This window comes from Sphingomonas natans, assembly GCF_030546695.1.
GTDB classification, from domain to species: domain Bacteria; phylum Pseudomonadota; class Alphaproteobacteria; order Sphingomonadales; family Sphingomonadaceae; genus Sphingomonas_I; species Sphingomonas_I natans.
Genome location: NZ_JAUOTP010000004.1, coordinates 460,828 through 485,771 on the forward strand (window position 1 = coordinate 460,828; position 24,944 = coordinate 485,771).

Genomic DNA, 24,944 nt, shown 5'->3' on the forward strand with positions numbered 1-24,944 from the left:
GGACCACTTCCGCTGCGCTCACCAAAAACAGCCTTGCAAAACTTATTCTAAGATATATCTTGAGTCGCATGAAAGGAAACAAACATGTTTAGAGGCTTTGGCCATCACAATCATCGCTTCGGTCCCCGCGGAGGCTCCGTCCGACGCGGCCCGTTTGAATTCAGCTGGTCGCTCGAAGGCGACGAGCGTGGCTTCGGCGGACGCGGCGGGCGCGGCGGTGGACGCCGTCGTGTCTTCGACGGAGACGAGCTGAAACTCGTCCTGCTCGCTCTGCTCGCCGAGGCACCGCGTCACGGCTATGATCTGATCCGTCAGATCGAGGAGCGCACGGGCGGCGGCTATGCGCCCAGCCCCGGCGTCGTCTATCCCACGCTCACTCTGCTCGACGAGATGGACCTGATCGAGGAGGTCAAGGAAGAAGGCGCGCGTCGCCGCTTCGGGATCACCGCATCGGGCCGCGCCTGGCTGGAGGAACGCCGCGAGCAGGCGGACGCTCTGCTCGCCCGCCTCGAGGCGATCGGCGCCGAGCGCACCCGCAGCGATCACGCTCCGATCCGGCGCGCGATGATCAACCTGAAGCTGGCGCTGCGCGAATCCGCGATGGAAGCGGACGGCGACACCGAACGCGCCCACGCCATCGCCGAGATCCTCGACGAGGCGGCGCGCAAGATCGAGCGGCTCTGATCATGCCGAGGCTGGAGGTTCTCCGCCGCCGCCTCGGCATCGATACGCCTGCCGCAGCGCTCCATCCCTTCGCGCTGAGCCTGGCGCGCGTCGCCCCGCCTGTCGAACGGCATGGCCCGGCCTCGGCGGGCTCGGCGCCCAGCACTCCCCTTTCGAAAGCAAATCGATGACCGATACGATCACCGCCGCCGCGCGCGTCCCCACCGCCAGCGCGAGCAAATATCTCCAGCAATTGTGCAAGCATTGGTCGCACAATCTGCAGGTCGAATTCACCCCCGAACACGGCACGATCACCTTCCCCCGCGAAGGCCGCGCCGGCACTTTCCCCGGCGACGGCCTCGTCACCTTCGATGCTGCGCCCGACACGCTCATCGTCCGCATCGACGCGACCACACCCGAGCAGCTCGAAGCGCTACAGGGCGTCCTCGCCAGCCACCTCGACCGCTTCGCCTTCCGCGAGGCGCCCTTGCCGTTCGCCTGGGAACGCGCGGACCCCGCCTGACCACGCATCCGAACCTGTTCAGCTGCGAAACGCGGCGTCCCGACTTAACGGTTGATGAATGATTATGTCGTTGTTAACCATGCGAATCGGGATGTCTGACGGGCCCATCTGAACAGGGGGACGTCATGAAGAGAGTTCGCTTTTCCGCATTGGTCGCGGCGACATTGCTGGGTGGCGCAGTTGCGCCCAGCGCGCAGGCGCTCACGATCAATCTCGTTAATACCGGCGGCGTTGAAGTCGGCACCGCTGCCTATACCGGCTTTCGTGCCGCTGCCGATTACTGGCAGTCGGTGCTTCTGGACGATGTGACGCTCAACTTCAGCGTCGGTTTCAGCTCGACGGGCTTCGCCCCGACGACACTTGGATCGACGAGCAGTGCAGCAAGCAGCAAATCGACCGGAGCCTGGAAGACGGCGTTGACCGCCGACGCCAGCACGGCTCTTGATACGTCGGTCGTGGCGCACCTTCCGGCCGTCGTCAGCCAGACCGTGAACCTCAACAATACTGTCCAGAAAGCGCTGGGCATCTACACCGGCAGCGCGACCGCGACCGATGCGACGATCCGTTTCAACAGCGCGCGGGCTTTCGATTTCGACACACGCGACGGTTTCCAGACGGCGTCTTCGGATTTCATCAGCGTCGCCGTTCACGAAATGGGGCACGCTTTGGGCTTCACCAGCGCCGTAGCACAGGCTACGACCAACCTTTCGCGCCCCTCCAACACGGATCTATTCCGTTACAAGGACGGTGCCTGGAATATCACTTGGGGCGGCGATCCTTATTTCTCGATCGACGGCGGTGCGACCGAGTTCATGGGCAATGCTGGCTTTTCGGCAGGCCCTGACGGCTTTCAGACATCGCACTGGCGCGAGGGTGGCCGCATCCATGACGGCGTGAGTTGCACCATCTTGACCGAGCCGCAGGTCGGCATCCTCGATCCCACCGGCGGCATCTGCCAGCAAGGGATTGTCACCGCGCAGGATCTCGCCATCTTCGATGCGATGGGCTGGGATCTCAATCAGAATATCCTGCAGAATCTCACCTATCAGAAGACCACGTCTTCGATTTTGACGGACTATCTCGCCAGCCAGGCGCCCGAATCGTCGACCTGGGCGATGATGATCGTCGGCTTCGGCTTCGTGGGAGCGTCCATGCGGCGGCGGACGACGCGCGTAACCTTCGCTTGAAGCACGATGGTGCCGTCGGCCTTTCGGCCGGCGGCACTTCGCTCGTTATCATCCGATCGGCTCGATGGAAGAATGTGATGCAGGTCATGATGGCTTTGGCGCTGGTCGCCGCAGCGCCCGGCGCTCCGCTGAGCCAGACGGAGAAGCGCGTCCTCGCGCAGGCGATCGCATGCCCGGAACGTCTTGCGGACGACCGCGCCCGTATCCGGAACGTAGAAGAATATTTCAGTCGTTATGGCCAGTTCCGACCGAATTCGCATGCCGGCGAGCGGATGGCGTATCGTGATGCCGTGCTGCGGACGAAGAATTGCGCGCCTCGAGATGCAGCGCTCATCCACACTTTTCCCGAAAACTGAGCGGCCCCCCGGCCGATCGCTTCAGCCGGCCAAACCTCGGTCGTCGACGGAGTGCGTTCCGTCGCCCGAAGACTCTAGCGGCGCTCCCGGCCGAGTTCGGCAATGCGCGCGCGTTCGGTTGGGGGGATCATCAGTTCCAGCACGCGCCAGAAGCCGGACACTGCCTCCTGCCCCGCCTGGCCATAGGCCGCGGACAGATTCTCGCGGATCATCGCGAACAGGTCGGCCTCCAGCGCGGCGCCCTTCTCGGTCAGCCGCAGCAGCCGCTGGCGGCGATCCTCCTCGCCCGGCACGATCTCGACGAGCTCGCGCTGCTGCAATTCGGTCAGCACGCGCCCCAGCGATTGCTTGGTGATGCCGAGCAGGCGCAGCAGCTCGCCGATCGTCAGCCCGGGCTGACGCGCGACGAAATAGAGCGCACGATGATGCGCGCGGCCTAGTCCCTGCTCGGCCAGAATGCGATCGCTCGGCCGGTAGAGATTGGCATAGCCGAAGAAGAGCAGCTCGGTGCCGCGGCGGATTTCGGCTTCGCGAAGGAAGAGCGGGGATGCGGACGGGACAGTCATGTTGACCCTTTCTGCCACGCGGATTAGGGCAGCGCAACCGATCCGGCCCTATCCGTCCTCTTCCGATCGCATTTGGAGAAAATGAGCATGACCGCCGCGCTGTCCTTCACCCGCGAGGAGCATCCGGCGCTCATCCCCGCCAGCGATCGCGCCGTTTTCCTGGAGAATCCCGGCTTCGGCAAGGTTTTCACGGATCATATGGTCACGATTCGCTATGCCGAGGGAAAAGGCTGGCACGATGCCAAGGTCACCGCCCGCGCGCCGCTCGTGCTCGATCCCGCGACCGCCGTACTCCATTATGCGCAGGAGATTTTCGAGGGGCTCAAGGCCTATCGCCTGCCCGATGGCGGAGCGGCCCTGTTCCGCGCCGACGCCAATGCGCGCCGCTTCCAGGAAAGCGCACGCCGCATGGCGATGGCCGAGCTGCCCGAGGATCTGTTCCTCCAGTCGTGCCGCGAGCTCGTCGCCGCCGATCGCGACTGGATCCCGGAGGCCGAAGGCGGCGCGCTCTATCTGCGCCCCTTCATGTTCGCCTCCGAGGTCTTCCTCGGCGTGAAGCCCGCGTCCGAATATCTCTACATGGTCATCGCCTCGTCCGTCGGCGCCTATTTCAAGACGCCGACGGGCGTCACGCTGTGGGTGTCCGACGATTATACCCGCGCCGCCCCCGGGGGCACCGGCGCGGCCAAGTGCGGCGGCAATTACGCCTCCAGCCTGATCGCGCAGCAGGAGGCGATCCGCGAGGGCTGCGATCAGGTCGTGTTCCTCGATGCGGTCGAGCGCCGCTGGATCGAGGAACTGGGCGGCATGAACATCTTCTTCGTGTTCGAGGACGGATCGATGCAGACGCCTCCGCTCGGCGGCACGATCCTGCCCGGCATCACGCGCGAGAGCCTGATGCTGCTCGCGCGCGACGAGGGCCTGACGATCCGCGAAGAGCCCTATTCGATCGATCAATGGGAGGCCGATGCCGCCAGCGGCCGCCTGCGCGAGAGCTTCGCCTGCGGCACCGCCGCGGTCGTCACCCCGATCGGACGCGTACGCGGACGCACGCGCGATTTCCGCATCGGCAATGGCGGGATCGGCGTCGCGACCGACCGGCTCAAGGCGCGGCTGGTCGATATCCAGCGCGGCCTCGCACCCGATCCGCACGGCTGGATGGAACGCCTCTTCTAGAGCTTCCATCCCGCGCATGCCCGGCTATAAGCCCGGCCGCTGTTGGGGCGTCGCCAAGTGGTAAGGCAGCGGCTTTTGGTGCCGCCATTCGGAGGTTCGAATCCTCCCGCCCCAGCCAGCATCGCACGGCCGAGCGCGCATCGCCTCAGTCGCGCCAATCGTCGATCGCGCGCTCGTAGGACGCCTGCGCCTCGTCGCGAACCTGTTCCAACCTCGCGAACGCCTCCTCCTGCTCACGCCGCAAATCGCTTTTTTCCTCGGCGAGCGCCTTCTCGCGTCTGACGATCGCGGCGAGCGCTTCGGCATTCTGCTCTTCGGCCCGCGCGATCGCGGCCTCGGCCGCGTCGAGCGCCGCGCGGCTCGGCCGTGGCTTCGCCTTCTTCGCCTTCTTCGCGCTAGGCGCGGTCTCGGCCGCGCCGTCCGCCAGCCGCTGTTTCTTCGGCTTGTCCGCGGGCAGCGCCGCGATCTGCTCCGCCTCGGTGCCGCGCAGCCGCTTGATGACCGTGCCCGGCGCCGCCAGCGGCTCGGCCATCAGCTCTTCGTCGGTCACCTGCTCGGCGATGCCGCGCCCGAACAGGTCCTTGCTGCTGCCCCACGCCGCGAGCGCCGCCTTCTTGGTCGGCGCGGCGACATAGGCGTCGTGAAAGCCGATGACGGTGCGAAAGACCTTGAGCTTTGCGGCCTTCGTCTTGGCCTTCGCCACCCGCCCGGCTCAGCCGCTGCGGCGCGCGGTGAGGATCTTGACCGGCGCGACGAGCATCTGCCCCTTCATCGTCGCCGGGCCGCCCGTCGCCGAGGTCGGCTCGTCCATGATCTTGCGAACGAGGTCCATGCCCTCGATCACGCGCCCGAACGCTGCGAAGCCCAGATTGTCGCCGGGCTGGCTGGGATCGGCATCCATCTGCGGCGATGCGCCGACCATGATGAAGAAGTCGGCCGAGGCTGAGCCCGGCGCCGCGCGCGCCATCGAGATCGCGCCGTCGACATGGTGGACGCCCGTCTTGGTCGTCGGCTCGTGCGCGATGCTGGGGAATATCTTCTTGGGATCGTTGCGCAGCCCCGCCTGGATCAGTCCGAAGCCCGGCTGGACCTTGACCGCACGATAGAAGCCGATCCCGTCGAAGCGTTTGGCGTCGACATATTTGAGGAAGTTGGCGGTCGTGATCGGCGCGCGTCCCTTCTCCAGCTCCAGCACGATCGCCCCTTCGCTCGTCGTCAGCACGACCTTGACCGTCGCGGGCTTCGGCGCGGGCGCGGCGGGCGGCGAGGACGGGGGCAATTCCCGGGCGACAGCCGCATCCGTTGGGCTGGCCTGCGGCGGCGTCTGCGCGATCAGAGGAGCGGCGAAAAGGGCCAGAGCGGACAGGAGGTGCAGCTTCATGGCCACAGCCTAGCGGAAAGCGTGCGCTGACCGCCAGCCTGAAGGGAACCCCCTTGGAGACGCCCCGACCCGCTGCTAATCGCCGCTCGCAAGCCCGGGGCATAACAGAGGCTTGGCAGGAGGGGTCACGTCGTCGCACGAGGCCGCTTTGGGGGTTAAGGTTCATCTTCTGCTCGCCTGTGCGGCTGCCGTGTCGGCGGCAGCGCCTGCGTTTGCGCAATCGCCCGCGACCAGCGTCGCGACGGTGAAGCCGCTCGAGATCCGGATGGTGATCGTCACCGCCTTCGAGATCGGCGAGGATGTGGGCGACAAGGCGGCCGAATATCAGGCGTGGGCGACGGTGATGCCCGAAGTCCTCCCTTTCCCGGCCGGCTTCCGTCACCTGCGCTACGATCCCAAGAAGCAGGCGCTGCTGATCATGACCGGCATCGGCACGAATCGCGCCGCCGCCTCGACGATGGCGCTCGGGCTCGATCCGCGCTTCGATCTGACCCATGCTTACTGGCTGGTCGCCGCGATCGCCGGCGCCAACCCGCACACCGCCACGGTCGGCTCGGCCGCTTGGATCGGCGATCTCGTCGATACCGATTACGGCTATGGCGTCGATCCGCGCGAAGCGCCCAAGGGCTGGACGACCGGCATGTTCCCGCGCGATCGCACCGCGCCCTATCAGGGCAAGCCGGGCGACACGCAGTATAATCTCTATCCGCTCAACAAGGGCCTGCGCGATTGGGCGTTCACGCTCACGAAGACTGTGAAGCTGCCCGACACACCGGTGCTGCAGCAGATCCGCGCCGGCTATGCGGCGAGCCCAGCCGCCGCGAAGCCGCCCTCGGTCCTCGTCGGCGACGAGGCGACCGGGCAGACCTTCTGGCACGGCACGCTGCTGAACGACCATGCCGAGCGCTGGGTCGCCTACTGGACCGGCCGGCCGAACAGCTTCGTGATGACGGGCATGGAAGATACCGGCATCGCCAATGCGCTGACGATGCTCGGCCGGCTCGGCAAGGCGGATCCGGCGCGGCTGATGATGCTGCGCACGGGCAGCAATTTCACGACGCAGCCGGCCGGCGGCGATGCGGCGGGCAGCCTGATCGGCGAGCTGAAGGGGCTCTCCGCGCTTCAGCCGTCGCTGGATGCCGCCTTCGCGGTCGGCGGCACGGTCGTGAACGAGATTACCGGGAATTGGGGCCGCTACCGCGACACCATTCCCGGCGCGGCGGTGGGAGCCGCCGCGAAGTAAGAGCGTGATGAACAATCGCACGAGGCGGCAAAAGCCGCCCGCGCACATAAGGGGTCTGACTACATGCGGAATTATCTCTACGCCGGTGCCTGTGTCGCGGCGTTGTGCGTCAGCGGCGCGGCCAGCGCGCAGGAAGTCACTTCGTCGGTCCGCGGCCAGGTCACGGCCGCCGGCGCGCCCGTCGCGGGCGCAACCGTCACCGTCACGCACGTGCCGTCGGGCACCAAGGCGGTCACGCGCTCCAGCAGCGACGGCGCCTTCTCGGCATCCGGCCTGCGCGTCGGCGGCCCGTTCACCGTCACGGTCAATGCGCCCGGCTTCGCCGACAGCACCGTCACCGACGTCCAGCTCGTCGCCGGCCAGCCGCTCGCCATCCCCTTCGCGCTCGAGCCGCAGGGCGACGAGATCGTCATCAGCGCGACCCGCGCCAAGACGGTCAACCTCGCCGCGGGCCCCGGCACCAACATCACGCGCGAGGATATCGAAGGCGTCGCCACCGTCGCCCGCGACATTCGCGACATCGTCCGCCGCGATCCCTTCGCCACGATCGATCCGGGCCAGAGCCGCGGCGTGATGATCGCCGGCCAGAATGCCCGCCTTAACAAATTCTCGGTCGATGGCCTGCGCTTCTCGGACAATTTCGGCCTCAACGTCGGCGGCCTGCCGACCGCGCGCGGCCCGGTGCCGATCGACGCGATCGAGCAGATGTCGGTCAAGATCGCGCCGTTCGACATTTCCGAAGGCGATTTCCAGGGCGGCGCGGTCAACGTCGTGCTGCGCTCCGGCACCAACAGCTTCACCGGCTCGGGCTTCTACAGCTATAACAGCGACGATCTGACGGGCAGCAAGACCCGGCCCGGGATCGCCAACCCGACCGGCAAGATCAATCTCGACTATCAGTCCAAGAATTTCGGCGGCTTCCTCGCGGGCCCGATCATCAAGGACAAGCTCTTCCTCGCGGTGTCCTACGAGCATCTGCGCGAGGGCACGCCGATCCAGATCGGCACCGCGGGTTTCCCGTCGGTCGTGCCCAACCTGACCGACGCGCAGATCTCGAACGTCTCGGCAATCGCCCAGTCCGTCTATAATTACGACACGCTCGGCGTGCAGCAGACGACGATCGAGACCGACGAGAAGTGGACGGTCAAAGCCGACTGGAACATCACGACCGGCCAGCGCCTCTCCGCCACCTGGATCCACAACAACAGCAACAACGCTTCGACCGCCGGCTTCTCGTCGACCGTGCCGACGACGCCCGCGCTCGGCCTCCAGTCGGACAATTACCAGCGTCCCGAGAAGGTCGACAGCTATGTCGCCCAGCTCAACTCCGATTGGTCGAGCAAATTCCACACCGAGGTTCGCGGCAATTACCGCAAATATGATCTGACGCCGGTCCCGTTCGGCGCGTTCGATTTCTCGCAGATGCAGGTCTGCCTGGATCCGACCGCGGCGACGCAGCAGAATGGCGCGGCCAATACCAACGCCACGCTCTGCTCGCAGGGCAGCACAGCGGCCCCCGGCGCGGCACGCCTCTATCTCGGCCCGGATCGCTTCCGCCACTTCAACTATGTCCGCACCAAGCAATATGGCGGCGACCTCGCGGTCCGCTGGGAAGCCGGCCAGTTCTCGATGAAGATCACCGCTGCCTGGAGCCATCTGGACGTCGCCAACGCCTTCACCTCGGACGCGCTCGGCACCTATTATTTCGACAGCCTCGCCGATTTCCAGGCGCGCCGCGCGGGCACCGTCACGCTCGCCGGCTCGGTCACGGGCGATCTGCTCGATACGCTCGCGAGCTTCAAATATGATCAGTATACGGTCGGCGGACAGGTCGCCTGGGATCCCAATTCGGATCTGAACATCACGGCGGGCGTCCGCACGGACACCTATGGCGGCATCTCGGCGCCGCCGCTCAACAACTTCTTCTACGGTCGCTACGGTTTCACCAACCAGAGCGCGATCAACGGCAAGGACGTCATCCAGCCGCGCCTGCAGGCGACCTGGAAGCCGCTGAGCGACGTGCGCGTGCGCGGCGGCATCGGCCTGTTCGCGGGCGGTTCGCCGGACGTGTTCCTCGGCAACAGCTATTCGCAGTCGGGCGTCTATGCGAACACGGTGACGATCAGCCGCAACACGAACGCTCCCGGCTGCCAGGGCGGCATCTCCGATGCGCTCTGCTCGGCCGCGCTCGATGGCGTGACCGGCAAGAGCTTCTCGCCGCTGCTGACCGATTATCTGCGCACCAACACCGCCTCCCTCTCCGTTGCCAACACCAATGCGATGGATCCGGGCTACCGGATGGAATCGACGTGGAAATCGAGCCTGTCGGTCGATTGGACGCCGAAGTTCGATGGCTTCATGGGCGGCGGCTGGAATGTCGGCGGCGACGTCTATTATGGCTGGGTCAATTATGCGCCGATCTACAAGGATCTGCGCCTGCGCCAGATCGGCGTCGCGGCGGATGGCCGCCCGCGTTACGCCACGCTGACGCCGACCAGCGCCAACACCGATCTGCTGCTCACCAACAGCCGCGACGGCTACTCGCTCGTCACGGTCGCACGGATCGACAAGAGCTTCGATTTCGGCCTGTCGGTGGGCGTCAGCTACACCTATCAGGACGTGAAGGATCGCAGCTCGATGAACGGCACCACAGGCGCCGGCACCTACGGCCAGAATGCGATGGTCGATCCGAACATCGCCGCCTACGGAACTTCGATCTACGAGATCAAGAACAGCATCAAGTTCCACTTCGATTTCGATCACGCCTTCTTCGGCGACTATAAGACGCGCTTCAGCCTGTTCGGCGAGCGTCGCTCGGGCATTCCGTACAGCCTGACGATGGCCGATACCGTCGCCACCCAGAGCCATGGCAACGTCTTCGGCGTGACGGGCTCGAACAACCGCTTCCTGCTCTATGTGCCGAACGTCTCGAGCATCACCGCCGATCCGATCGTTTCGTATGACAGCGCGGCGACCTTCGCCTCGCTCCAGAATTTCGTGCAGACGAACAAGCTGAAGCAGGGCCAGATCATCGGCAAGAACACGATGCGCGCGCCCCATTGGTTCAAGATCGATCTCCACGTCGATCAGGAAGTGCCGGTCCCCGTTCTCAAGGGCGGGCGCCTCAAGTTCTTCGCCGATGTCGAAAATGTGCTGAACTTGCTCAACAAGGATTGGGGATCGCTCCGCCAGGTCAGCTTCCCGTACCTCGCGTCGGTCGTGAACGTCGCCTGCGCGACGACCGTGGGCAACAACTGCACCCAGTATCGCTACTCGAACTTCTCGAACCCCGCCGTCGACAATGTCGGCCGCGTCTCGCTCTACGCGATCCGCGTCGGCGCCAAGTTCGAATTCTAAAGGACCAAATCGGGCCTGAAGGGGCGGCGGCGCGAAAGCGTCGCCGCCTTTTCTTTATCCGCCCCAGCTTCGCTGGGGAGGATCAGATCACTTCAAACACGCCACCACAGCCGCGATCGCCGTCATCGTCTCGGCCGGATCGCGCACCTTGATGCTGTCGATCCCCGCCGCGCGCACGGGATCGTCGTTTCCGCCCGGATAGATGGCGTCGCCCATGAACAGGATCGCCTCGCGCGCGACACCCGAATGCTCGCAGAGCTTCTCGATCGCCCACGCCTTGTCCACGCCTTTGCGCGTGATGTCGATCGAGGTGGACCCGCCGACCTTCACCGAGAGCCCCGGAATATCTCGCTCGACGATCGCCTGCATAGCGCGGCGCTTCTTCTGATCGGGATCCCACTTGTCCTTGGCCTCGAGCGGGGCTTCCTGCCCGAGCGCGGAGAAGGTGATCTGGCTACCGCGATCCTCGATCTGTGCGCCCCAGGTCTTCTCATTATCGTAGCCGCATTCCTTCGCCGCCTTCTGGAGCGCAGCGAGGATCTCGTCATGCTCGGCGCGCGAGAAATCGTCGGCATAGATGCGCGCCCATGCGCCGTCCTGATAGCGGTACAGCTTCGATCCCGTGGTCGGCATCAGGAACAGCCGTTCCAGCTTCGTGCCGGCGGGCAGACGCGAGGCGACCTGCTTGTCGAATTGCGGCCAGTCCCCGCCCGAAATCACCGCGACCGAGGCGACGTCGAGCAGCCCCTTCAGCGTCGCCGCCATATCGTCCTTCAGCGGCTGCTTGCTCTCGGCCAGCGTCCCGTCGAGATCGAAAGCGATCATGCTCTTCACGCGCATCCTCCTTGTTGGCCGGCGCAGCGGCGAATGCCGTCCATCGCCGCACCATAATCCTGTGTTCCGAAGATCGCCGTGCCCGCGACGATCACGTCCGCGCCCGCCTCGACCACGCTGCGCACCGTCTTCGCATCCTGCCCGCCATCCACCTCGATATGCGGATGCAGCCCGCGCTCGGCGCACAGTGCGCGCAGCGCCGCGATCTTGGGCAGCATCTCGGGCAGGAATTTCTGCCCCCCGAAGCCGGGATTGACGGTCATCACCAGGATGATGTCGGCGAGATGCAGCACATGCTCGATCCAGACGAGCGGCGTCGCCGGATCGATGACGACGCCGGATTTCTTGCCGAGCTCACGCACCTGGCTCAGCACGCGGTGGAGATGCACGGTCGATCCGGGCTCGGCCTGCACCAGCAGATGATCCGCGCCCGCCTCGGCATAAGATGCAAGCGAGCGTTCGGGCTCGACGACCATCAGGTGCACGTTGAGCGGCTTGGCGGTCGCCCGGCGGATCGCGCGCACCACCGGCGGGCCGAACGAGATTTCCGGCACGAAGCGGCCGTCCATGATGTCGACATGGATCCAGTCCGCGCCCGCGCGATCCACCGCCGCCACCTCCTCCGCCAGCCGACCGAAATCGGCGGCGAGCACGGACGGGGCGATCAGCAGGCTCATTTTGCCCCGATCATCGGCAGCAAGATCTCGTCGATCGCGTGCGCGACACCGTCCTCGTCGTTCGAGCGCGTCTCGCGCGTTGCGGCGGCGCGCACTTCGGCCGGCCCCTGCCCCATCGCCACCGAGAAGCCTGCGCGCGCGAACATCGGCAGATCGTTGCGCTGGTCGCCCAGTACCGCGACCTCGTCGAGGCTCAGGCCATGCGCCTTGGCGAGCGCTGCGATCCCATGTCCCTTGTCCGCCAGCGGCGCGGTGACATCGAGATAATAGACCTGCGATCGCGCGACCGTCGCGCCGTCGCCAAGCGCGGCCGAGACCTTCTTATCGAGATCGGCGAGGAAATCATGCTCGTCCGAGACGCCGACAATTTTGTCGAACGGCCCCTTTACCTCGGATGCATCCCGGAACATCACCGGCTCGGCATTGGCCGAACTGCGTTCGGAATCCATGTGCGTGTTGGCGACATCCTGCGCATACCATTTGCCGTGCGCGAACAGCCACAGCGCGACCTTCGTCTCCACCAGCATCGCGATCGCCTTGTCGGCGACGGCCGGATCGATATGCTCGGCCGAGACGATCGCGCCATCGGGCTTCACGATCGTGCCGCCATTGAACGCGCCCATCGGATGGGTCAGCTTCAGCGCGTCGGCGATCCACAGCATCCCGCTCGCCGGCCGCGCGCTGATCAAAGTGAACGGCACGCCGGCATCCTGCAGCCGTCCGACCGCGGCGATGACTTCGGGCGAAAGCTTCTTGTCGGACCGCACCAGCGTGCCGTCGACGTCGGAGATGACGAGGCGGATGCTCACGAGATCGAGTGCCAGCTGCGGCCGTCGCGCTCCAGCAAGTCCGCTGCCGCCGGAGGCCCGTCGCTGCCCGCTTTGTACGCGTGGGGCTTGCCCTTCTTGCCCCAGGCATCGAGCAAGGGCTGCACTGCCGCCCAGCCGCCCTCGATCTGGTCGGCGCGCTGGAACAGGGTCTGGTCACCGATCAGCACGTCATAGAGCAAGGTCTCATATCCCGTCCGGTGGCCGATATCGAAGCGATCGGCATAAGCGAAATTCAGCGCCACCGGCACGGGCGCCACGATCGGCCCCGGCGCCTTGGCGGCAATCTCCAGGCTCACGCCCTCGTTGGGCTGGATCTGGAGGATCAGTTTGTCGGGCGGCAATTTGCCGCCTTCGGCGTCGGGGAAGAGCGACAAAGGCGCATCGCGGAAATGGATGACGATCTCCGTGTCGCGCGCCGACATCGCCTTGCCCGTGCGCAGGTAGAAAGGCACGCCCGACCAGCGCCACGTTTCGACCGCCACCTTCAGGGCGACGAACGTCTCGGTCCGGCTCTTCGGATCAACATCGGCCTCGGCGACATAATCGACGACCTTGCTCGTGCCGATTTTGCCCTTCGCATAGCGGCCGCGCACCGCATCGTCGGGCGAGATCGGGCGCACCGCCGCGATGACCTTCGCCTTCTCGGTTCGGATCGCATCGGCGGAGAGATCGCCCGGCGGCTCCATTCCCACCAGCGACAGCAACTGGAACAGATGGTTGGGCACCATGTCGCGCAGCGCGCCGGTCGCATCGTAAAAGGCGCCGCGCGTCCCGACCGTTACCACTTCGGCGGCGGTGATCTCGACATGATCGATATAGCGGCGGTTCCACACCGCTTCCATCAGCGCATTGCCGAAGCGCGTGACGAGAATGTTCTGGACCGTTTCCTTGCCGAGGAAATGGTCGATCCGGTAGATCTGCTCTTCGGACGCGCGCGCTAGAATGAGCTTGTTGAGCGCCCTCGCCGACTCCAAGTCGGTCCCGAACGGCTTCTCGATGACGACGCGGCGGAATCCGTCCTTCTCGTCGAGCAGGCCGACATCGCCCAGTGCCTCGACGATCGTCCCGAAGAAGCCGGGCGCGGTCGCCAGATAGAAGACGACGTTGCCCGTCAGCTCCTTCGCCAGCGCGGCGAACGTCTCGGGCTTGGTGAAGTCGCCCTGCCGGTAATGCACGTTGGCCGACATGTTCGGCCAGTCGCTCTTGTCCTCGATATAATCGTCGAGCACGTCGCGCAGCGACTGGTCGTCCCCCTCGGTATGAGCGACGCCGAGCACCCGCGTCCCCTTGCCGAGCAATCCATCGCGGACGAGATTGACGAGCGCCGGCGCGAGCAGCCGCCGCGTCAGATCCCCGAGCGCGCCGAAGATCACGAAGGTCGCAGGCGGCGCGACCGGGGGTTTCCTCACTTGGAAGCGCTCATTGCGGCATCTCGACATGCCCGCCGAAGCCGAAGCGCATCGCCGACAGGAGCTTGTCCCCGAATGTATGCTCGACGCGGCTGCGATAGCGCGCGAACAGGGCTGCGGAGAGGACGTAGGCGGGCACCGCCTCCTCCATCGCCGCATCGATCGTCCATTGGCCCTCGCCGCTGTCCGCGACATGGCCGGTGAACTGGTCCAGCTTATGATCCTTGGCGAGGCCGATTGCGCCGAGATCCAGCAACCAGGACGAGATCACGCTGCCGCGGCGCCACACCTCGGCCACGTCCGGCAGGTTGATGTCGAAGCGCTCATCCTCGGCGAGCTTTTCCGAAGCCTTGCCCTTGAGCACATCAAAGCCCTCGGCATAGGCTGCCATCAGGCCGTACTCGATGCCGTTATGGACCATCTTCACGAAGTGGCCCGCGCCCGCCGGCCCGGCATGGATATAGCCTTTCTCGGGCCGCGGGTCGGCATCGTCGCGGCCGGGCGTTTTGGAGATCGTCCCGATCCCCGGCGCGAGCGCATCGAAGATCGGGTCGAGCAGGGTCACGGTGTCGGCGTCGCCGCCGATCATCATGCAGAAGCCGCGCTCCAGCCCCCACACGCCGCCCGACGTGCCGACGTCGACATAGTGGATGCCCTTCTCGGCCAAGCCCTTCGCGCGGCGGATATCGTCCTTATAGAAGCTGTTGCCGCCATCGATGATGATGTCGTCTGCCGCGACGAGTCCCGACAGCGTCTCGATCGTGCTCTCGGTCGGCCCGCCCGCGGGCAGCATCACCCAGAAGATGCGCGGGCCGTCCAGCTTGGCGACGACATCCTCCAGCGATGCCGCGGCGATCGCGCCGTCGCCGGCCAGCGTCTCCACGGCCTTGGCATCGCGATCATAGCCGACGATCTCATGGCCATGCTGCATCAGCCGCCGCGCGATTCCCGCGCCCATGCGGCCGAGGCCGATCATCGCCAGCTTCATGCCTTCGATCCTTCCAGAAGTTCGCGCGCCATCTTGACGACATTGTCGATCGTGAAGCCGAATTTCTCCTGCAGCTTCGTGATCGGGGCGGACGCACCGAAGGTCGACATCGTGATCGTCCCGCCGTCGCTCGTCACATAGCGGTCCCAGCCGAGCGAGCCCGCCTGCTCGATCGCGAGCCGCTTCGTCACCTTCGGCGGCAGCACGCTCTCGCGATAGGCGCGGTCCTGCTTCTCGAAGAGATACCAGCTCGGCAGCGAGACGACGCGCGACTTGATGCCCTCGGCGGTCAGTTTCTCATGCGCCTGCACCGCGAGCGGCAATTCGCTGCCCGTCGCGATCAGGATGAACTCCGGCTCGCCGCCCTCGGCATCACCGAGCACATAGCCGCCCTTCTCGAGCCCGTCGGCGCTCGCATATTTCGAGCGGTCGAGCGTCTGAATCGCCTGGCGCGAGAAGATCAGCGCAGTCGGCTCGTGCGTGTGGGTCAGCGCGACCTTCCACGCGACTGCGACCTCGTTGGCGTCGCCCGGCCGGATCGTGTCGAGCCCGGGGATCGCGCGGAGCGTCGCAAGATGCTCGATCGGCTGGTGCGTCGGCCCGTCCTCGCCCACGCCGATACTGTCGTGCGTGAACACGAAGATGGTCGGCACCTCCATGATCGCGGCGAGCCGGATCGGTGCGCGCATATAGTCGGAAAACACCAGGAAGGTGCCCGTGTACGAGCGCAGATACGAGAGCGCCATGCCGTTGGCGATCGATCCCATCGCATGTTCGCGGACGCCGAAATGCATGTTGCGCCCGCCATAGCTGCCCGGCTCGAACGCGCCCGCGCCCTGGAAGGTCAGCAAAGTCTTGGTCGATGGCGCGAGATCGGCTGCCCCGCCGATCAGCATCGGCACGTGCGGCGCGATCGCGTTGAGCACCTTGCCGCCCGCATCGCGCGAGGCCAGCCCCTTGGCGTCCGCTTCGAAGGTCGGGATGTCGGCCTGCCAGCCGTCGGGCAATTTGCCCTGGCGCAGCAGATCGAGCTCGGCCGCCTGTTCGGGGAAGGCGCCGCGATACGCCTCGAAATCCGCATCCCACTTTTCGCGCAGCGGCACCGCGCGCTCGGTCATCGCGTCCTGCAGCAAGGTCTTCACCGCATCGGGGACCAGGAACTGCGCATCCTCGGGCCAGCCATAGGCTTTCTTGGTGGCCTTGATGACCTCCTCGCCCATCGCATCGCTATGCGCCTTCTGCGTGCCCTGGATCGGGCTGCCATAGCCGATCACCGAATGGACGACGATGAAGGTCGGCCGGTCGTCGGTCGCCTTGAAGCTCTCGATCGCGCGCGCGAACTCGCCGCGGTCATTCGCGTCGTTCACATGGATGACGTGCCAGCCATAGCCTTCGAAGCGCTTGCCGACATCCTCGGTGAAGGCGAGATCGGTGCCGCCCTCGATCGTGATGTGGTTGCTGTCATAGACCCAGCACAGGTTGGACAGCTTCAGATGGCCCGCGACCGAGGCCGCCTCTTGGCTGACGCCCTCCATCATGTCGCCGTCGCCGGCAAAGGCGTAGACGTCGTGATCGAACAGCGTGAACTCGCCGCGGTTGAAATGCGCGGCGAGCGCGCGCTCGGCGATCGCCATGCCCACCGAATTGCCGCAGCCTTGGCCGAGCGGGCCCGTTGTCGTCTCCACGCCGGTCGTCATCCGATATTCGGGATGGCCGGGCGTCTTGGAATCGAGCTGGCGGAACTGCTTGATGTCGTCGAGGCTCACCGCGGGCTTGCCGGTCTCGTTGCCGTCCGCGTCGATCTCCTTCACGCCAGCGAGGTGCAGCAGCGAGTAGAGCAGCATCGAGGCATGGCCGACCGACAGCACGAAGCGATCGCGGTTCGGCCAGTCTGGCTTGCCCGGATCGTAGCGCAGGAACTGACTCCACAGCGTATAGGCAACCGGGGCGAGCGCCATGGGCGTGCCGGGATGGCCGCTATTGGCCTTTTGCACGGCATCCATCGCCAGCGTGCGGATCGTGTCGATCGCGAGCCGTTCGGGGGAGCCGTCCTCGCGATAGGCGGAGAAGTCGGCGGTCTGATCGTTCATGGAAAGTCCTTCGATTGGCGCCTGAACGAAGTGCCGGCGGGAAAGATGCGCTAGATGAGGCTTGGACCGCTCGGCCTGTCGCACCGTTTAACGGATTCGTCTTCACCGACCATCAGCACATCGATCTCGTCGAGAAAGAGGCCGTGGCCCAGCAGGCCGGGGATGGCCGAAAGCAACGCCGCCAGCCGGGGCAGATCGCTCATGTCGGCAAAGTCGCAATCGGCGAGCAGATTGCCCTGATCGCTGATCCGTCCTTCGCGCAGAAGCGGCTCCCCGCCGAGGCGACCGACCGCCGCCAGCACGGAGGCGCGCGCGAACGGCAAGATCTCGATCGGGATCGCGCGACTCAGGGTCGCGACGCTCTTCGATCCGTCCGCGATCGCGATCATCCTCGCCGCCGCCTGCGCGACGATCTTCTCGCGCAGCATCGCCCCGCCGCCGCCCTTGATCGCGCGGAGTGCCGGATCGATCTCGTCGACCCCGTCGACGCACAGATCAACCGCCGCGACATCCGCGAAATCGAGCACGGCGAGCCCGGCCGCCTGTGCCGAGCGTGCCGTCCCAAGCGAGGTCGCGACCGTCGTCACGCTCAGCCCCTCGGCTACCCGCCGCGCCAGCGCGCTCACGACGTGCGCCGCGGTCGTCCCCGTGCCGAGACCGACGAGCATCCCGCTCTCGATCTCGGCCACGGCGGCCTCGGCCGCACGCGCCTTTTCCGCGTCACGGTTCGGAAGGTTGGCCATCGCGCTTACTTGCGCGCGGTCGCCGTCTTGTCGCGCGCTGCTTTGAATTCGCTGTCGGCGCTCCACTGCGGCCATTCGCGCGAATTGGCGAGCTGTTCGCCAAGGCCGAACAACAGGTCCAGGTCCTGCACCGCACCCGTCAGATCCGTCTTGGAATCCCATTCGTCGGCGGGCTGGTGATAGCGGTCCTTGGTGTAAGCCGCTGCCAGTTCCTCGCCCTTCGCGGTGCCGCCGACGACGAGATCGTTGCCGCCCTTGAACGAGATTGCCGGCACGCCCTGCTTGGCCATTGGAAAATGGTCCGATCGGAAGAAGCCGCCGGCTTCCGGATGCGCCTCGGGCGTGAACGTCCGCCCGGCCTTGGCGCCTTGGGCGATCAGATCGTCGAGCAGGCCGAGCTTGGCGCTGCCCGAGATCGAGAAATTTTTCGCCGGCCCGTTCATCTGGATGCCGTCCATGTTGATCGCGCCGACCGTCGTCGCGAGCGGATAGAGCGGGTGCGTCGCATAATATTCGGAGCCGAGCAGCCCCTTCTCCTCGGCGGTGACCGCGAGGAACAGCACCGAGCGCTGCGGCTTGGGCGCCTTGGCGAAAGCGCGGCCCATCTCGATCAAGGCCGCGACGCCCGAGGCATTGTCGTGCGCGCCATTGTAGATCTTGTCGCCCTTCGCGTCCGCCAGCCCGACGCCGAGATGGTCCCAATGCGCCGAATAGATCAGCGTCTCGTCGGGCTTGGTCGCGCCCGCCACGCGGCCGACGACATTGTGCGAGACGATCCGACCGCTCGTCGCGGTCAGGTCGATCGACAGCGTCGCGTTGAGCGGCATCGGCTTGAAGGCGCGCGTCTGCGCCGCCTTCTTCGCTCCGTCGAAATCGAGCCCCGAGGCGCGGAACAGCTGCACAGCCAGATCGCGCTGGATCCAGGCTTCGACCGGCGCATGGCTCGCCTTGGGATTGTCGCGGACGATGTCGAACATCACGTTCGTGTTCGAATTCTTCACCGTCGCCCACTCGTAGGAGGCCGGCTTGCTCTCGTGGACGATCAAGGTGCCGATCGCCCCGCGCCGCGCAGCCTCCTCATATTTGTACGTCCAGCGACCATAATAGGTCATCGCCTTGCCGCCGAAATCTCCCTTGCCGGTCTCGAAATCGGCATCGTTGATCAGCACGACGATCAGCTTGCCGCGCACGTCGACGCCCTTGAAATCGTCCCACTTCTTCTCGGGCGCGGTGATGCCGTAACCGACGAAGACGAGCGGCACGTTCTTGATGTTGATGGCCTTGGTACCGTCCAGCGGCGCGCGCACGGCGATCTCCTCGCCCTGCGCCAGCGCCTTGGTCGTGCCGCCCTCGGTCAGCGAGATGGTCGGCGTGCCGATATTCTCGGAGCGCAGCAGCGGCACGTCCTGCGTCCAGGCGCGGGTGCCGCCGGCCTTGGGGTCGCCCGCGGGCTCGAGACCGGCCTCGGCCATTTTCGCCGAGATATAGGCGACCGACTTTTCCTCGCCCGGCGTCGCGGGCCCGCGGCCCTCATAGGCGTCCGAGGCCAGCGTCTCGATATGACCCGCAATCCTCGCCGCCTCGAAATGCGAGGGCGCGGTCTGCGCCATCAGCGGCATCGCGCCGATCACGAACGCCACGCCGCACAACAAGCCGCTCTTCATCTTACGCCCTCTCGAAAGTCAGGGCGCCTGACTGCCCCTTCGCCCGGCCGTCAGCAAGAGGCAGACTCACTGTCCTGGTTCGTTGGTCACAAAACCAGGCGCAGTGCGCTCAGTTGGAGGCGATCTGCATGTCGCGCAGCGGCCGTCCGTCGAGGCGGGCAATCACCTCGGCATCGCGCCCATAGGGATCGCCATAGGAAACGAGATCGCCATTCGCGTCACGGTCCAGCGTGAAATAGACGAGATAGACGTTGTAGCGCTTCGGCAGCGCCAGCGTCTTCGTATCCGTGCCGGCCAGCGCCTCGTCGAGCTTCGCACCGTCCCCGCCGTCGGACATCAGTTCGGTCGCGAGCTGGTCGATATCCTTCACGCGGATGCAGCCGTGGCTCAGTGCGCGCTGATCCTTGGCGAAACCGCCTTTCGACGGCGTATCGTGCAGGTAGATCGCCTGGTCGTTGGTCAGGTTGATCTTGAGCCGGCCCAGCGCATTTTTCGGCCCGGGCAGCTGGCGCACGCTGTAGCCGCCGGCCGAGGCCTTGAAGATATAGCCGGCCTTGCCCGGCCGCAGGTTCGAGCTCTTGATGATGCTCGCCGGCACATACCAGGACGGATTGACGACGAGCGACGGCGCATCGCCCGCGATCCACGGCGTCGGCGTGTCCTTGGCGCCGACCACGACCGTATAGGTCGAGAGCACCGCGCCGTCGTTGATCCGCTCCAGTTTGTAGCTCGGCACGTTCACATAAAGATACTCGGTGCCGAGGTCGCGCGGCATCCAGCGCCAGCGCTCCATGTTCGCGCGGATGCGGTCGCGCGAAGCGCCGTCGGACGTATCGGCCAAGGCGGCCTTCAGCGCCTTGTAGCGCTCGTCCACCGGCAACAGGCTCTGCAGATACGAGCGCACCTTGCCGCGCTCGATCGCGGCGTTCAGGACCACCGGATCGACCGAGCCGTTGCCGCGATCGATATGCCAGCCCAGATCCGCGCGATCGCCGACCCGGCCATATTGATAGTCATGCGCGAGCGTCAGCGCGGCGCGCTGCGCGACCGCGTCCAGCGCCGGGCTCTCCCCCTGCTCCGCCGCGGCCTTGAGCGAGGCGAGCCCATAATCGGTAGGACGCAGGCCTTCGTCCGCCGAACCTTCGATCGCGCCGATCAGATCTTTCGCCGCAGCCTTGGTCCACACAGTGGCCGGCGCAGGCGCCATCGCCGTTTCGGCCACCGGCACGATGCTCGCCTGCTGCTCGGGAACACTGGCTGCGCCCATTCCGCAAAAGGCTGCACCGGCGAGGAGAAGCAGGCGATCGATCTTCATGGCAACGCTCCCAGAACCTTGAATGCCGGAACGAAGCTACGGCTGTCGCGATCCACGGGATTTGAAAGTCAATATAAATTTATCAGTGCCGCAACGGCTCGACGCCGCAGATAAACGGTTCACCGCAGCTTTCCGCTTCGCAAACAAGAAATTTGTGCGGCGGAGGCGAAACGTTTGGCACAAACCCGCGTCCGGGCTCGTTCTTGCCATCCTATGTCACAGCTTAACCCCACCCCCCAGCCGCAGTCGGAGCGGATCGTCGCGGTCGGCCTCCTGACCGAGCAGGATCTGGGCGTACTTGGGCAGGGTTTCCGCCGTGCCTTCCGGCTCCAGCACGATCATGACTTTCACGATCTGCTAGCGGCGATCGATCGCGCGGACGCCGAGGCGCGCTGACCGGCTTCCCCTCCCGCGCAGGGAGGGGAACGGGTTCTCTTACTTGAACGCCCCGCAGGCTACCCGATCGCCCGCGCCCCCGATCGGCTGCGTCGTATAATCATCCGCTTTGGCATGGATCACGATCGCCGATCCGTCGGCGTCGTGCAGCGGCGCCATCATCGTCAGCGTCGTGAACAGCTCGGCCTTCGCCGTGCCGTCTGCGCCCGCATAGATGTTGGGCAGGTCGCCCGTGTCGTTGGCGGCCGGGTTGAGCAGGCCGTGCGCGGCCGGCGTCGCGCTGTGCGTGTGCGCGCCGGCCATCTTGAACGCCGCATCCGAGCAATCGGCCTTTTCGTGGATATGGATTGCGTGCCAGCCCGGCGTCAGGCCGGTCGCGTCCACCTTGATCAGCAGGCCCTTGGGCGCCGCGATCAGGTCGACCGATCCGGCCGAGGCGCCGGCATTGTTCTTGAGCGGCACGACATGCGCGACCGCGGCGGCGGGCAGTGCCGCGGCGGCGATCAGCGCGAGCATATGAGAAAAGCGCATGAGCGGGTCCTTCTGCTGATGGATCGAGCGTGACGCGTAACTCGTGCATCGCGCGCGCCGTTCCTTGTCCGCCGATAAACGGGCGATGCAAGGGGCTTCAAGCGCTGCTACAGATGCGCCGATGGCCGCCAATCACCTCTATCTGGTCGACGGCTCGGGCTATATTTTCCGGGCATATCATCGACTTCCCCCCCTCACCAACCGCCACGGCGTCCCCGCCGGCGCGGTCTATGGATTCACGACGATGCTGTGGAAGCTCGTCGAGGACCTCAACAAGCCTGTCCTGAGCGACGTCGAGGGAGCCGGAGGGCCGACCCATCTCGCGGTGATTCTGGACGCCTCGTCCAAGACTTTTCGCAACGACATGTACGATCAGTACAAGGCGCACCGTCCCCCGCCGCCCGAGGATCTGGTTCCCCAGTTCCCGCTGATCCGCGTCGCCACGCGCGCTTTCTCGATTCCCTGCATCGAGGAAGTCGGGCTCGAGGCCGACGACATCATCGCCTGCTATTCCAAGGCCGCGCTCGCCGCGGGCTGGCAGGTCACGATCGTCTCGTCGGACAAGGATCTCATGCAGCTGATCGAGCCCGGCCGGCTCGACATGCTCGATACGATGAACAATCGCCGCCTCGGCGCCGAGCATGTCCGCGAAAAGTTCGGCGTCGCGCCCGAACAGCTCGGCGACGTCCTCGCGCTGATGGGCGACAGCGTCGACAACGTCCCTGGGGTTCCCGGCGTAGGACCCAAGACCGCGAGCGAGCTGATCCAGACCTACGGCACGCTGGAGGCGGTGCTCGCCGCGGCACCCGAGATCAAGAAGCCCAAGCTCCGCCAGAACCTGATCGACCATGCCGACAATGCCCGCCTCAGCCGCGAGCTCGTCCGCCTGGTCTGCGATCGCCCGCTCCCCGAGCCACTCGAAGCCCTCGCGATGAAGGGCATTCCGCCCGAGCCGCTCAAGGCATTCCTGACCGACATGGGCTTCCGCTCGCTGCTGACCAAGCTCAGCGGCGCCGAAGCCGCGACCGAGGCGATCGCCCCGCGCGTCGAGGATGCGCAGCCGTTCGTCCACAAGGATTACGAGACCGTCGTAACGGAAGCCGATCTCGATCGCTGGATCGAAGCCGCGCGCGCCGCGGGCCGCTTCGCGGTCGATACCGAGACCGACCATGTCGATTGCGTCCGCGCCAAGCTCGTCGGCATCAGCCTCGCCACGCAACCGGGCAAGGCCTGCTACATCCCGCTCGCGCATGGCGATGCAGGCGACGATCTGCTCGCCGAAAAGCCCGTCCAGCTTGATCCTGCGCTCGTGCTGGCGAAGCTCAAGCCGCTGCTGGAGGACCCGTCGCTCCTCAAGATCGGCCAGAACATCAAGTACGACCTGATCATGTTCCGCAAGAACGGCGTCGATATCGCCCCCTATGACGATACGATGCTGCTCTCCTACGATCTCGACGCAGGGCTGGGCGGCCACGGCATGGACGATCTCGCCAAGCGCCACCTCGATCATGCCTGCATCGAGTTCAAGGCGGTGTGCGGGACGGGCAAGGCGCAGGTCACGTTCGACAAGGTGCCGCTCGACAAGGCCACCGAATATGCGGCCGAGGATGCGGACGTCACGCTCCGCCTGTGGCACCGCCTCAAGCCCCGCCTGGGGCGCGAATCCGCGACGCGCGTCTACGAGCTCGTCGATCGCCCGCTCGTCCCCGTCATCGCCGAGATGGAGCGCGCCGGCATCCTCGTCGACCGCGCCGAGCTCTCGCGCCTCTCGACCGAATTCGGCCACGAAATCACCCGACTCGAAGGCGTGATCCACACCGCCGCGCAAGGGCCGTTCACGATCGGCAGCCCCAAGCAATTGGGCGAAGTCCTGTTCGATCGCCTCGGCGCCGCCGGCGGCCGCAAGGGCAAAAGCGGCGTTTATTCGACCGACGTCACCGAACTTGAGCGGATCGGTCTCGGCGACGATGCCGCCGCCGAAGTCGCGCGCCTCGCGCTCGAATGGCGCCAGCTGTCGAAGCTCAAGTCCACTTACACCGATGCGCTCCAGGAGGAGATCAATTCGGTCTCCGGCCGCGTCCACACGAGCTTCTCGATGGCCGTCGCCCAGACCGGGCGCCTCTCCTCGACGGAGCCCAATCTCCAGAACATTCCGATCCGCACCGAGACCGGCCGCCGCATCCGCCAGGCCTTCGTCGCGCCGGCCGGATACAGCCTGATCTCGGCCGACTACTCGCAGATCGAGCTCCGCCTCGCCGCGCACATGGCCGACGTGCCGCAGCTGCGCGAAGCCTTCGCCAATGGCGACGACATCCACAGCCTGACCGCGCAGGAATTGTTCGGCGAGGTGAACCGCGAGACGCGCGGCCGCGCCAAGACGATCAACTTCGCGATCCTCTATGGCATCTCGTCCTGGGGCCTCGCCGGCCGCCTGGGCGTCGATCGCACCGAGGCGCAGGCGATCATCGATCGCTATTTCGATCGCTTCCCCGGCGTCCAGACCTACATCGCCGAGACCGTCGCCAAGGTCCGCGAACTGGGCTTCGTGACCACGCTCTTCGGCCGCAAGACGCACCTCCCCGGCGCGAAGGCCAAGACGGTCGGCGAACGCCAGTCGGCCGAGCGCCAGGCGATCAACGCCCCGATCCAGGGGACCTGCGCCGACATCATCAAGCGTGCGATGATCCGCATGCCCGCCGCCCTCGCCGAGGCCGGCCTCACTGGTACGCGCATGCTCCTCCAGGTCCATGACGAACTCGTCTTCGAGGCGCCCGATGGCGAGGTCGAGGCCGCCAAGCCCGTCATCCTGCGCGTGATGGCCGGTGCGGCCGAACCTCATGTCACGCTCTCGGTGCCCTTGGGCGTCGAAATCGGCCACGGCCCAAGCTGGGGCGCCGCGCATTGAGCCGGCGCGCGGGCGCCTTCAATGCAGTCCCCTCTCCCTTTCCGTTCGTCCTGAGCGAAGTCGAAGGACGTGCTGCGGGCGATGCCGCCAGCGGCACGTGCTTCGACAAG

The 24,944-nt window shown here is 65.9% G+C and carries 22 protein-coding genes and 1 tRNA gene; 10 read left to right on the forward strand and 13 right to left on the reverse strand.

The features are described 5' to 3' along the window. Positions 1-84 precede the first annotated feature (84 nt). The 4 genes from Q4F19_RS11710 to Q4F19_RS11725 all read left to right on the forward strand — a co-directional run bounded on the left by Q4F19_RS11710 (position 85) and on the right by Q4F19_RS11725 (position 2,729). Positions 85-684, forward strand: a complete 600-nt coding sequence (locus tag Q4F19_RS11710; RefSeq protein WP_303542726.1) for a PadR family transcriptional regulator — start codon at positions 85-87, stop codon at positions 682-684. A gap of 166 nt (positions 685-850) precedes the next feature. Then, positions 851-1,186 (forward strand): DUF2218 domain-containing protein, encoded by a 336-nt coding sequence (locus Q4F19_RS11715; RefSeq protein WP_303542727.1) that lies wholly within the window; start codon positions 851-853, stop codon positions 1,184-1,186. Between the two features lie 125 nt (positions 1,187-1,311). Further along, positions 1,312-2,373 (forward strand): NF038122 family metalloprotease, encoded by a 1,062-nt coding sequence (locus Q4F19_RS11720; protein ID WP_303542728.1) that lies wholly within the window; start codon positions 1,312-1,314, stop codon positions 2,371-2,373. A 77-nt stretch (positions 2,374-2,450) separates the two neighbouring features. Further along, positions 2,451-2,729 (forward strand): hypothetical protein, encoded by a 279-nt coding sequence (locus Q4F19_RS11725; RefSeq protein WP_303542729.1) that lies wholly within the window; start codon positions 2,451-2,453, stop codon positions 2,727-2,729. A gap of 74 nt (positions 2,730-2,803) precedes the next feature. On the opposite strand, the gene Q4F19_RS11730 is transcribed toward Q4F19_RS11725, so the two are convergent. Then, the gene (locus Q4F19_RS11730) at positions 2,804-3,295 is read right to left on the reverse strand and encodes a MarR family winged helix-turn-helix transcriptional regulator (protein WP_303542731.1); all 492 of its coding nucleotides are present in this window, start codon (positions 3,293-3,295) and stop codon (positions 2,804-2,806) included. Between the two features lie 81 nt (positions 3,296-3,376). Here Q4F19_RS11730 and Q4F19_RS11735 point away from each other — a divergent pair, with 81 nt between their 5' ends. Together Q4F19_RS11735 and Q4F19_RS11740 are read left to right on the forward strand one after the other, a co-directional pair. Then, positions 3,377-4,471 carry a branched-chain amino acid aminotransferase gene (locus tag Q4F19_RS11735; protein ID WP_431312396.1) on the forward strand — a complete coding sequence of 365 codons (1,095 nt, stop codon included), beginning with the start codon at positions 3,377-3,379 and terminating at the stop codon, positions 4,469-4,471. A 43-nt stretch (positions 4,472-4,514) separates the two neighbouring features. Further along, positions 4,515-4,589: transfer RNA gene (locus tag Q4F19_RS11740), tRNA-Gln, on the forward strand. Between the two features lie 27 nt (positions 4,590-4,616). On the opposite strand, the gene Q4F19_RS11745 is transcribed toward Q4F19_RS11740, so the two are convergent. Further along, positions 4,617-5,174 (reverse strand): hypothetical protein, encoded by a 558-nt coding sequence (locus tag Q4F19_RS11745; RefSeq protein ID WP_303542732.1) that lies wholly within the window; start codon positions 5,172-5,174, stop codon positions 4,617-4,619. A gap of 9 nt (positions 5,175-5,183) precedes the next feature. Further along, positions 5,184-5,852: a peptidylprolyl isomerase gene (locus Q4F19_RS11750; RefSeq protein WP_303542733.1), complete on the reverse strand. Its 669-nt coding sequence runs from the start codon at positions 5,850-5,852 to the stop codon at positions 5,184-5,186. Positions 5,853-5,964: 112 nt separating this feature from the next. Here Q4F19_RS11750 and Q4F19_RS11755 point away from each other — a divergent pair, with 112 nt between their 5' ends. Both Q4F19_RS11755 and Q4F19_RS11760 read left to right on the forward strand, forming a co-directional pair. Beyond that, entirely contained in the window at positions 5,965-7,095 is a 1,131-nt protein-coding gene (locus Q4F19_RS11755; RefSeq protein WP_303542734.1) for a purine-nucleoside phosphorylase, read from the forward strand. Between the two features lie 63 nt (positions 7,096-7,158). Further along, on the forward strand, positions 7,159-10,452 hold the full coding sequence (locus Q4F19_RS11760) for a TonB-dependent receptor (protein ID WP_303542736.1): 3,294 nt from the start codon (positions 7,159-7,161) through the stop codon (positions 10,450-10,452). A gap of 87 nt (positions 10,453-10,539) precedes the next feature. Here the strand turns inward: Q4F19_RS11760 and Q4F19_RS11765 are convergent, their stop codons facing one another. The 9 genes from Q4F19_RS11765 to Q4F19_RS11805 all read right to left on the reverse strand — a co-directional run bounded on the left by Q4F19_RS11765 (position 10,540) and on the right by Q4F19_RS11805 (position 21,002). Beyond that, complete coding sequence (locus tag Q4F19_RS11765; RefSeq protein WP_303542738.1) at positions 10,540-11,286, reverse strand: HAD-IIB family hydrolase; 747 nt, start codon at positions 11,284-11,286, stop codon at positions 10,540-10,542. Further along, positions 11,283-11,963, reverse strand: a complete 681-nt coding sequence (gene rpe / locus Q4F19_RS11770) for a ribulose-phosphate 3-epimerase (RefSeq protein ID WP_303542739.1) — start codon at positions 11,961-11,963, stop codon at positions 11,283-11,285. Before rpe ends, Q4F19_RS11765 begins: the two co-directional genes overlap by 4 nt. Further along, positions 11,960-12,772: a Cof-type HAD-IIB family hydrolase gene (locus Q4F19_RS11775; RefSeq protein ID WP_303542741.1), complete on the reverse strand. Its 813-nt coding sequence runs from the start codon at positions 12,770-12,772 to the stop codon at positions 11,960-11,962. Before Q4F19_RS11775 ends, rpe begins: the two co-directional genes overlap by 4 nt. Continuing rightward, entirely contained in the window at positions 12,769-14,202 is a 1,434-nt protein-coding gene (zwf, locus tag Q4F19_RS11780) for a glucose-6-phosphate dehydrogenase (RefSeq protein ID WP_303542743.1), read from the reverse strand. The genes Q4F19_RS11775 and zwf overlap by 4 nt, the downstream gene beginning before the upstream one ends. Positions 14,203-14,212: 10 nt before the next feature. Further along, on the reverse strand, positions 14,213-15,190 hold the full coding sequence (gnd, locus tag Q4F19_RS11785) for a phosphogluconate dehydrogenase (NAD(+)-dependent, decarboxylating) (RefSeq protein ID WP_303542745.1): 978 nt from the start codon (positions 15,188-15,190) through the stop codon (positions 14,213-14,215). Next, positions 15,187-17,280 (reverse strand): transketolase, encoded by a 2,094-nt coding sequence (tkt, locus tag Q4F19_RS11790; protein WP_303542747.1) that lies wholly within the window; start codon positions 17,278-17,280, stop codon positions 15,187-15,189. The genes gnd and tkt overlap by 4 nt, the downstream gene beginning before the upstream one ends. Positions 17,281-17,330: 50 nt before the next feature. After that, complete coding sequence (gene rpiA, locus Q4F19_RS11795) at positions 17,331-18,023, reverse strand: ribose-5-phosphate isomerase RpiA (protein WP_303542748.1); 693 nt, start codon at positions 18,021-18,023, stop codon at positions 17,331-17,333. Between the two features lie 5 nt (positions 18,024-18,028). After that, complete coding sequence (locus tag Q4F19_RS11800; protein WP_303542749.1) at positions 18,029-19,687, reverse strand: M28 family metallopeptidase; 1,659 nt, start codon at positions 19,685-19,687, stop codon at positions 18,029-18,031. A 109-nt stretch (positions 19,688-19,796) separates the two neighbouring features. Further along, positions 19,797-21,002: a L,D-transpeptidase scaffold domain-containing protein gene (locus Q4F19_RS11805; protein WP_303542751.1), complete on the reverse strand. Its 1,206-nt coding sequence runs from the start codon at positions 21,000-21,002 to the stop codon at positions 19,797-19,799. A gap of 213 nt (positions 21,003-21,215) precedes the next feature. On the opposite strand from Q4F19_RS11805, the gene Q4F19_RS11810 reads away from it, so the two are divergent. Next, a complete protein-coding gene (locus tag Q4F19_RS11810) occupies positions 21,216-21,398 on the forward strand; it encodes a hypothetical protein (RefSeq protein WP_303542753.1) in 183 nt (60 codons plus the stop codon). A 39-nt stretch (positions 21,399-21,437) separates the two neighbouring features. Here Q4F19_RS11810 and Q4F19_RS11815 read toward each other — a convergent pair whose 3' ends face one another. Then, positions 21,438-21,929, reverse strand: coding sequence for a superoxide dismutase family protein (locus tag Q4F19_RS11815; RefSeq protein ID WP_303542755.1), 492 nt, complete (start codon positions 21,927-21,929; stop codon positions 21,438-21,440). A gap of 121 nt (positions 21,930-22,050) precedes the next feature. Here Q4F19_RS11815 and polA point away from each other — a divergent pair, with 121 nt between their 5' ends. After that, positions 22,051-24,834: a DNA polymerase I gene (polA, locus tag Q4F19_RS11820; RefSeq protein ID WP_303542757.1), complete on the forward strand. Its 2,784-nt coding sequence runs from the start codon at positions 22,051-22,053 to the stop codon at positions 24,832-24,834. Positions 24,835-24,944: the final 110 nt, after the last annotated feature.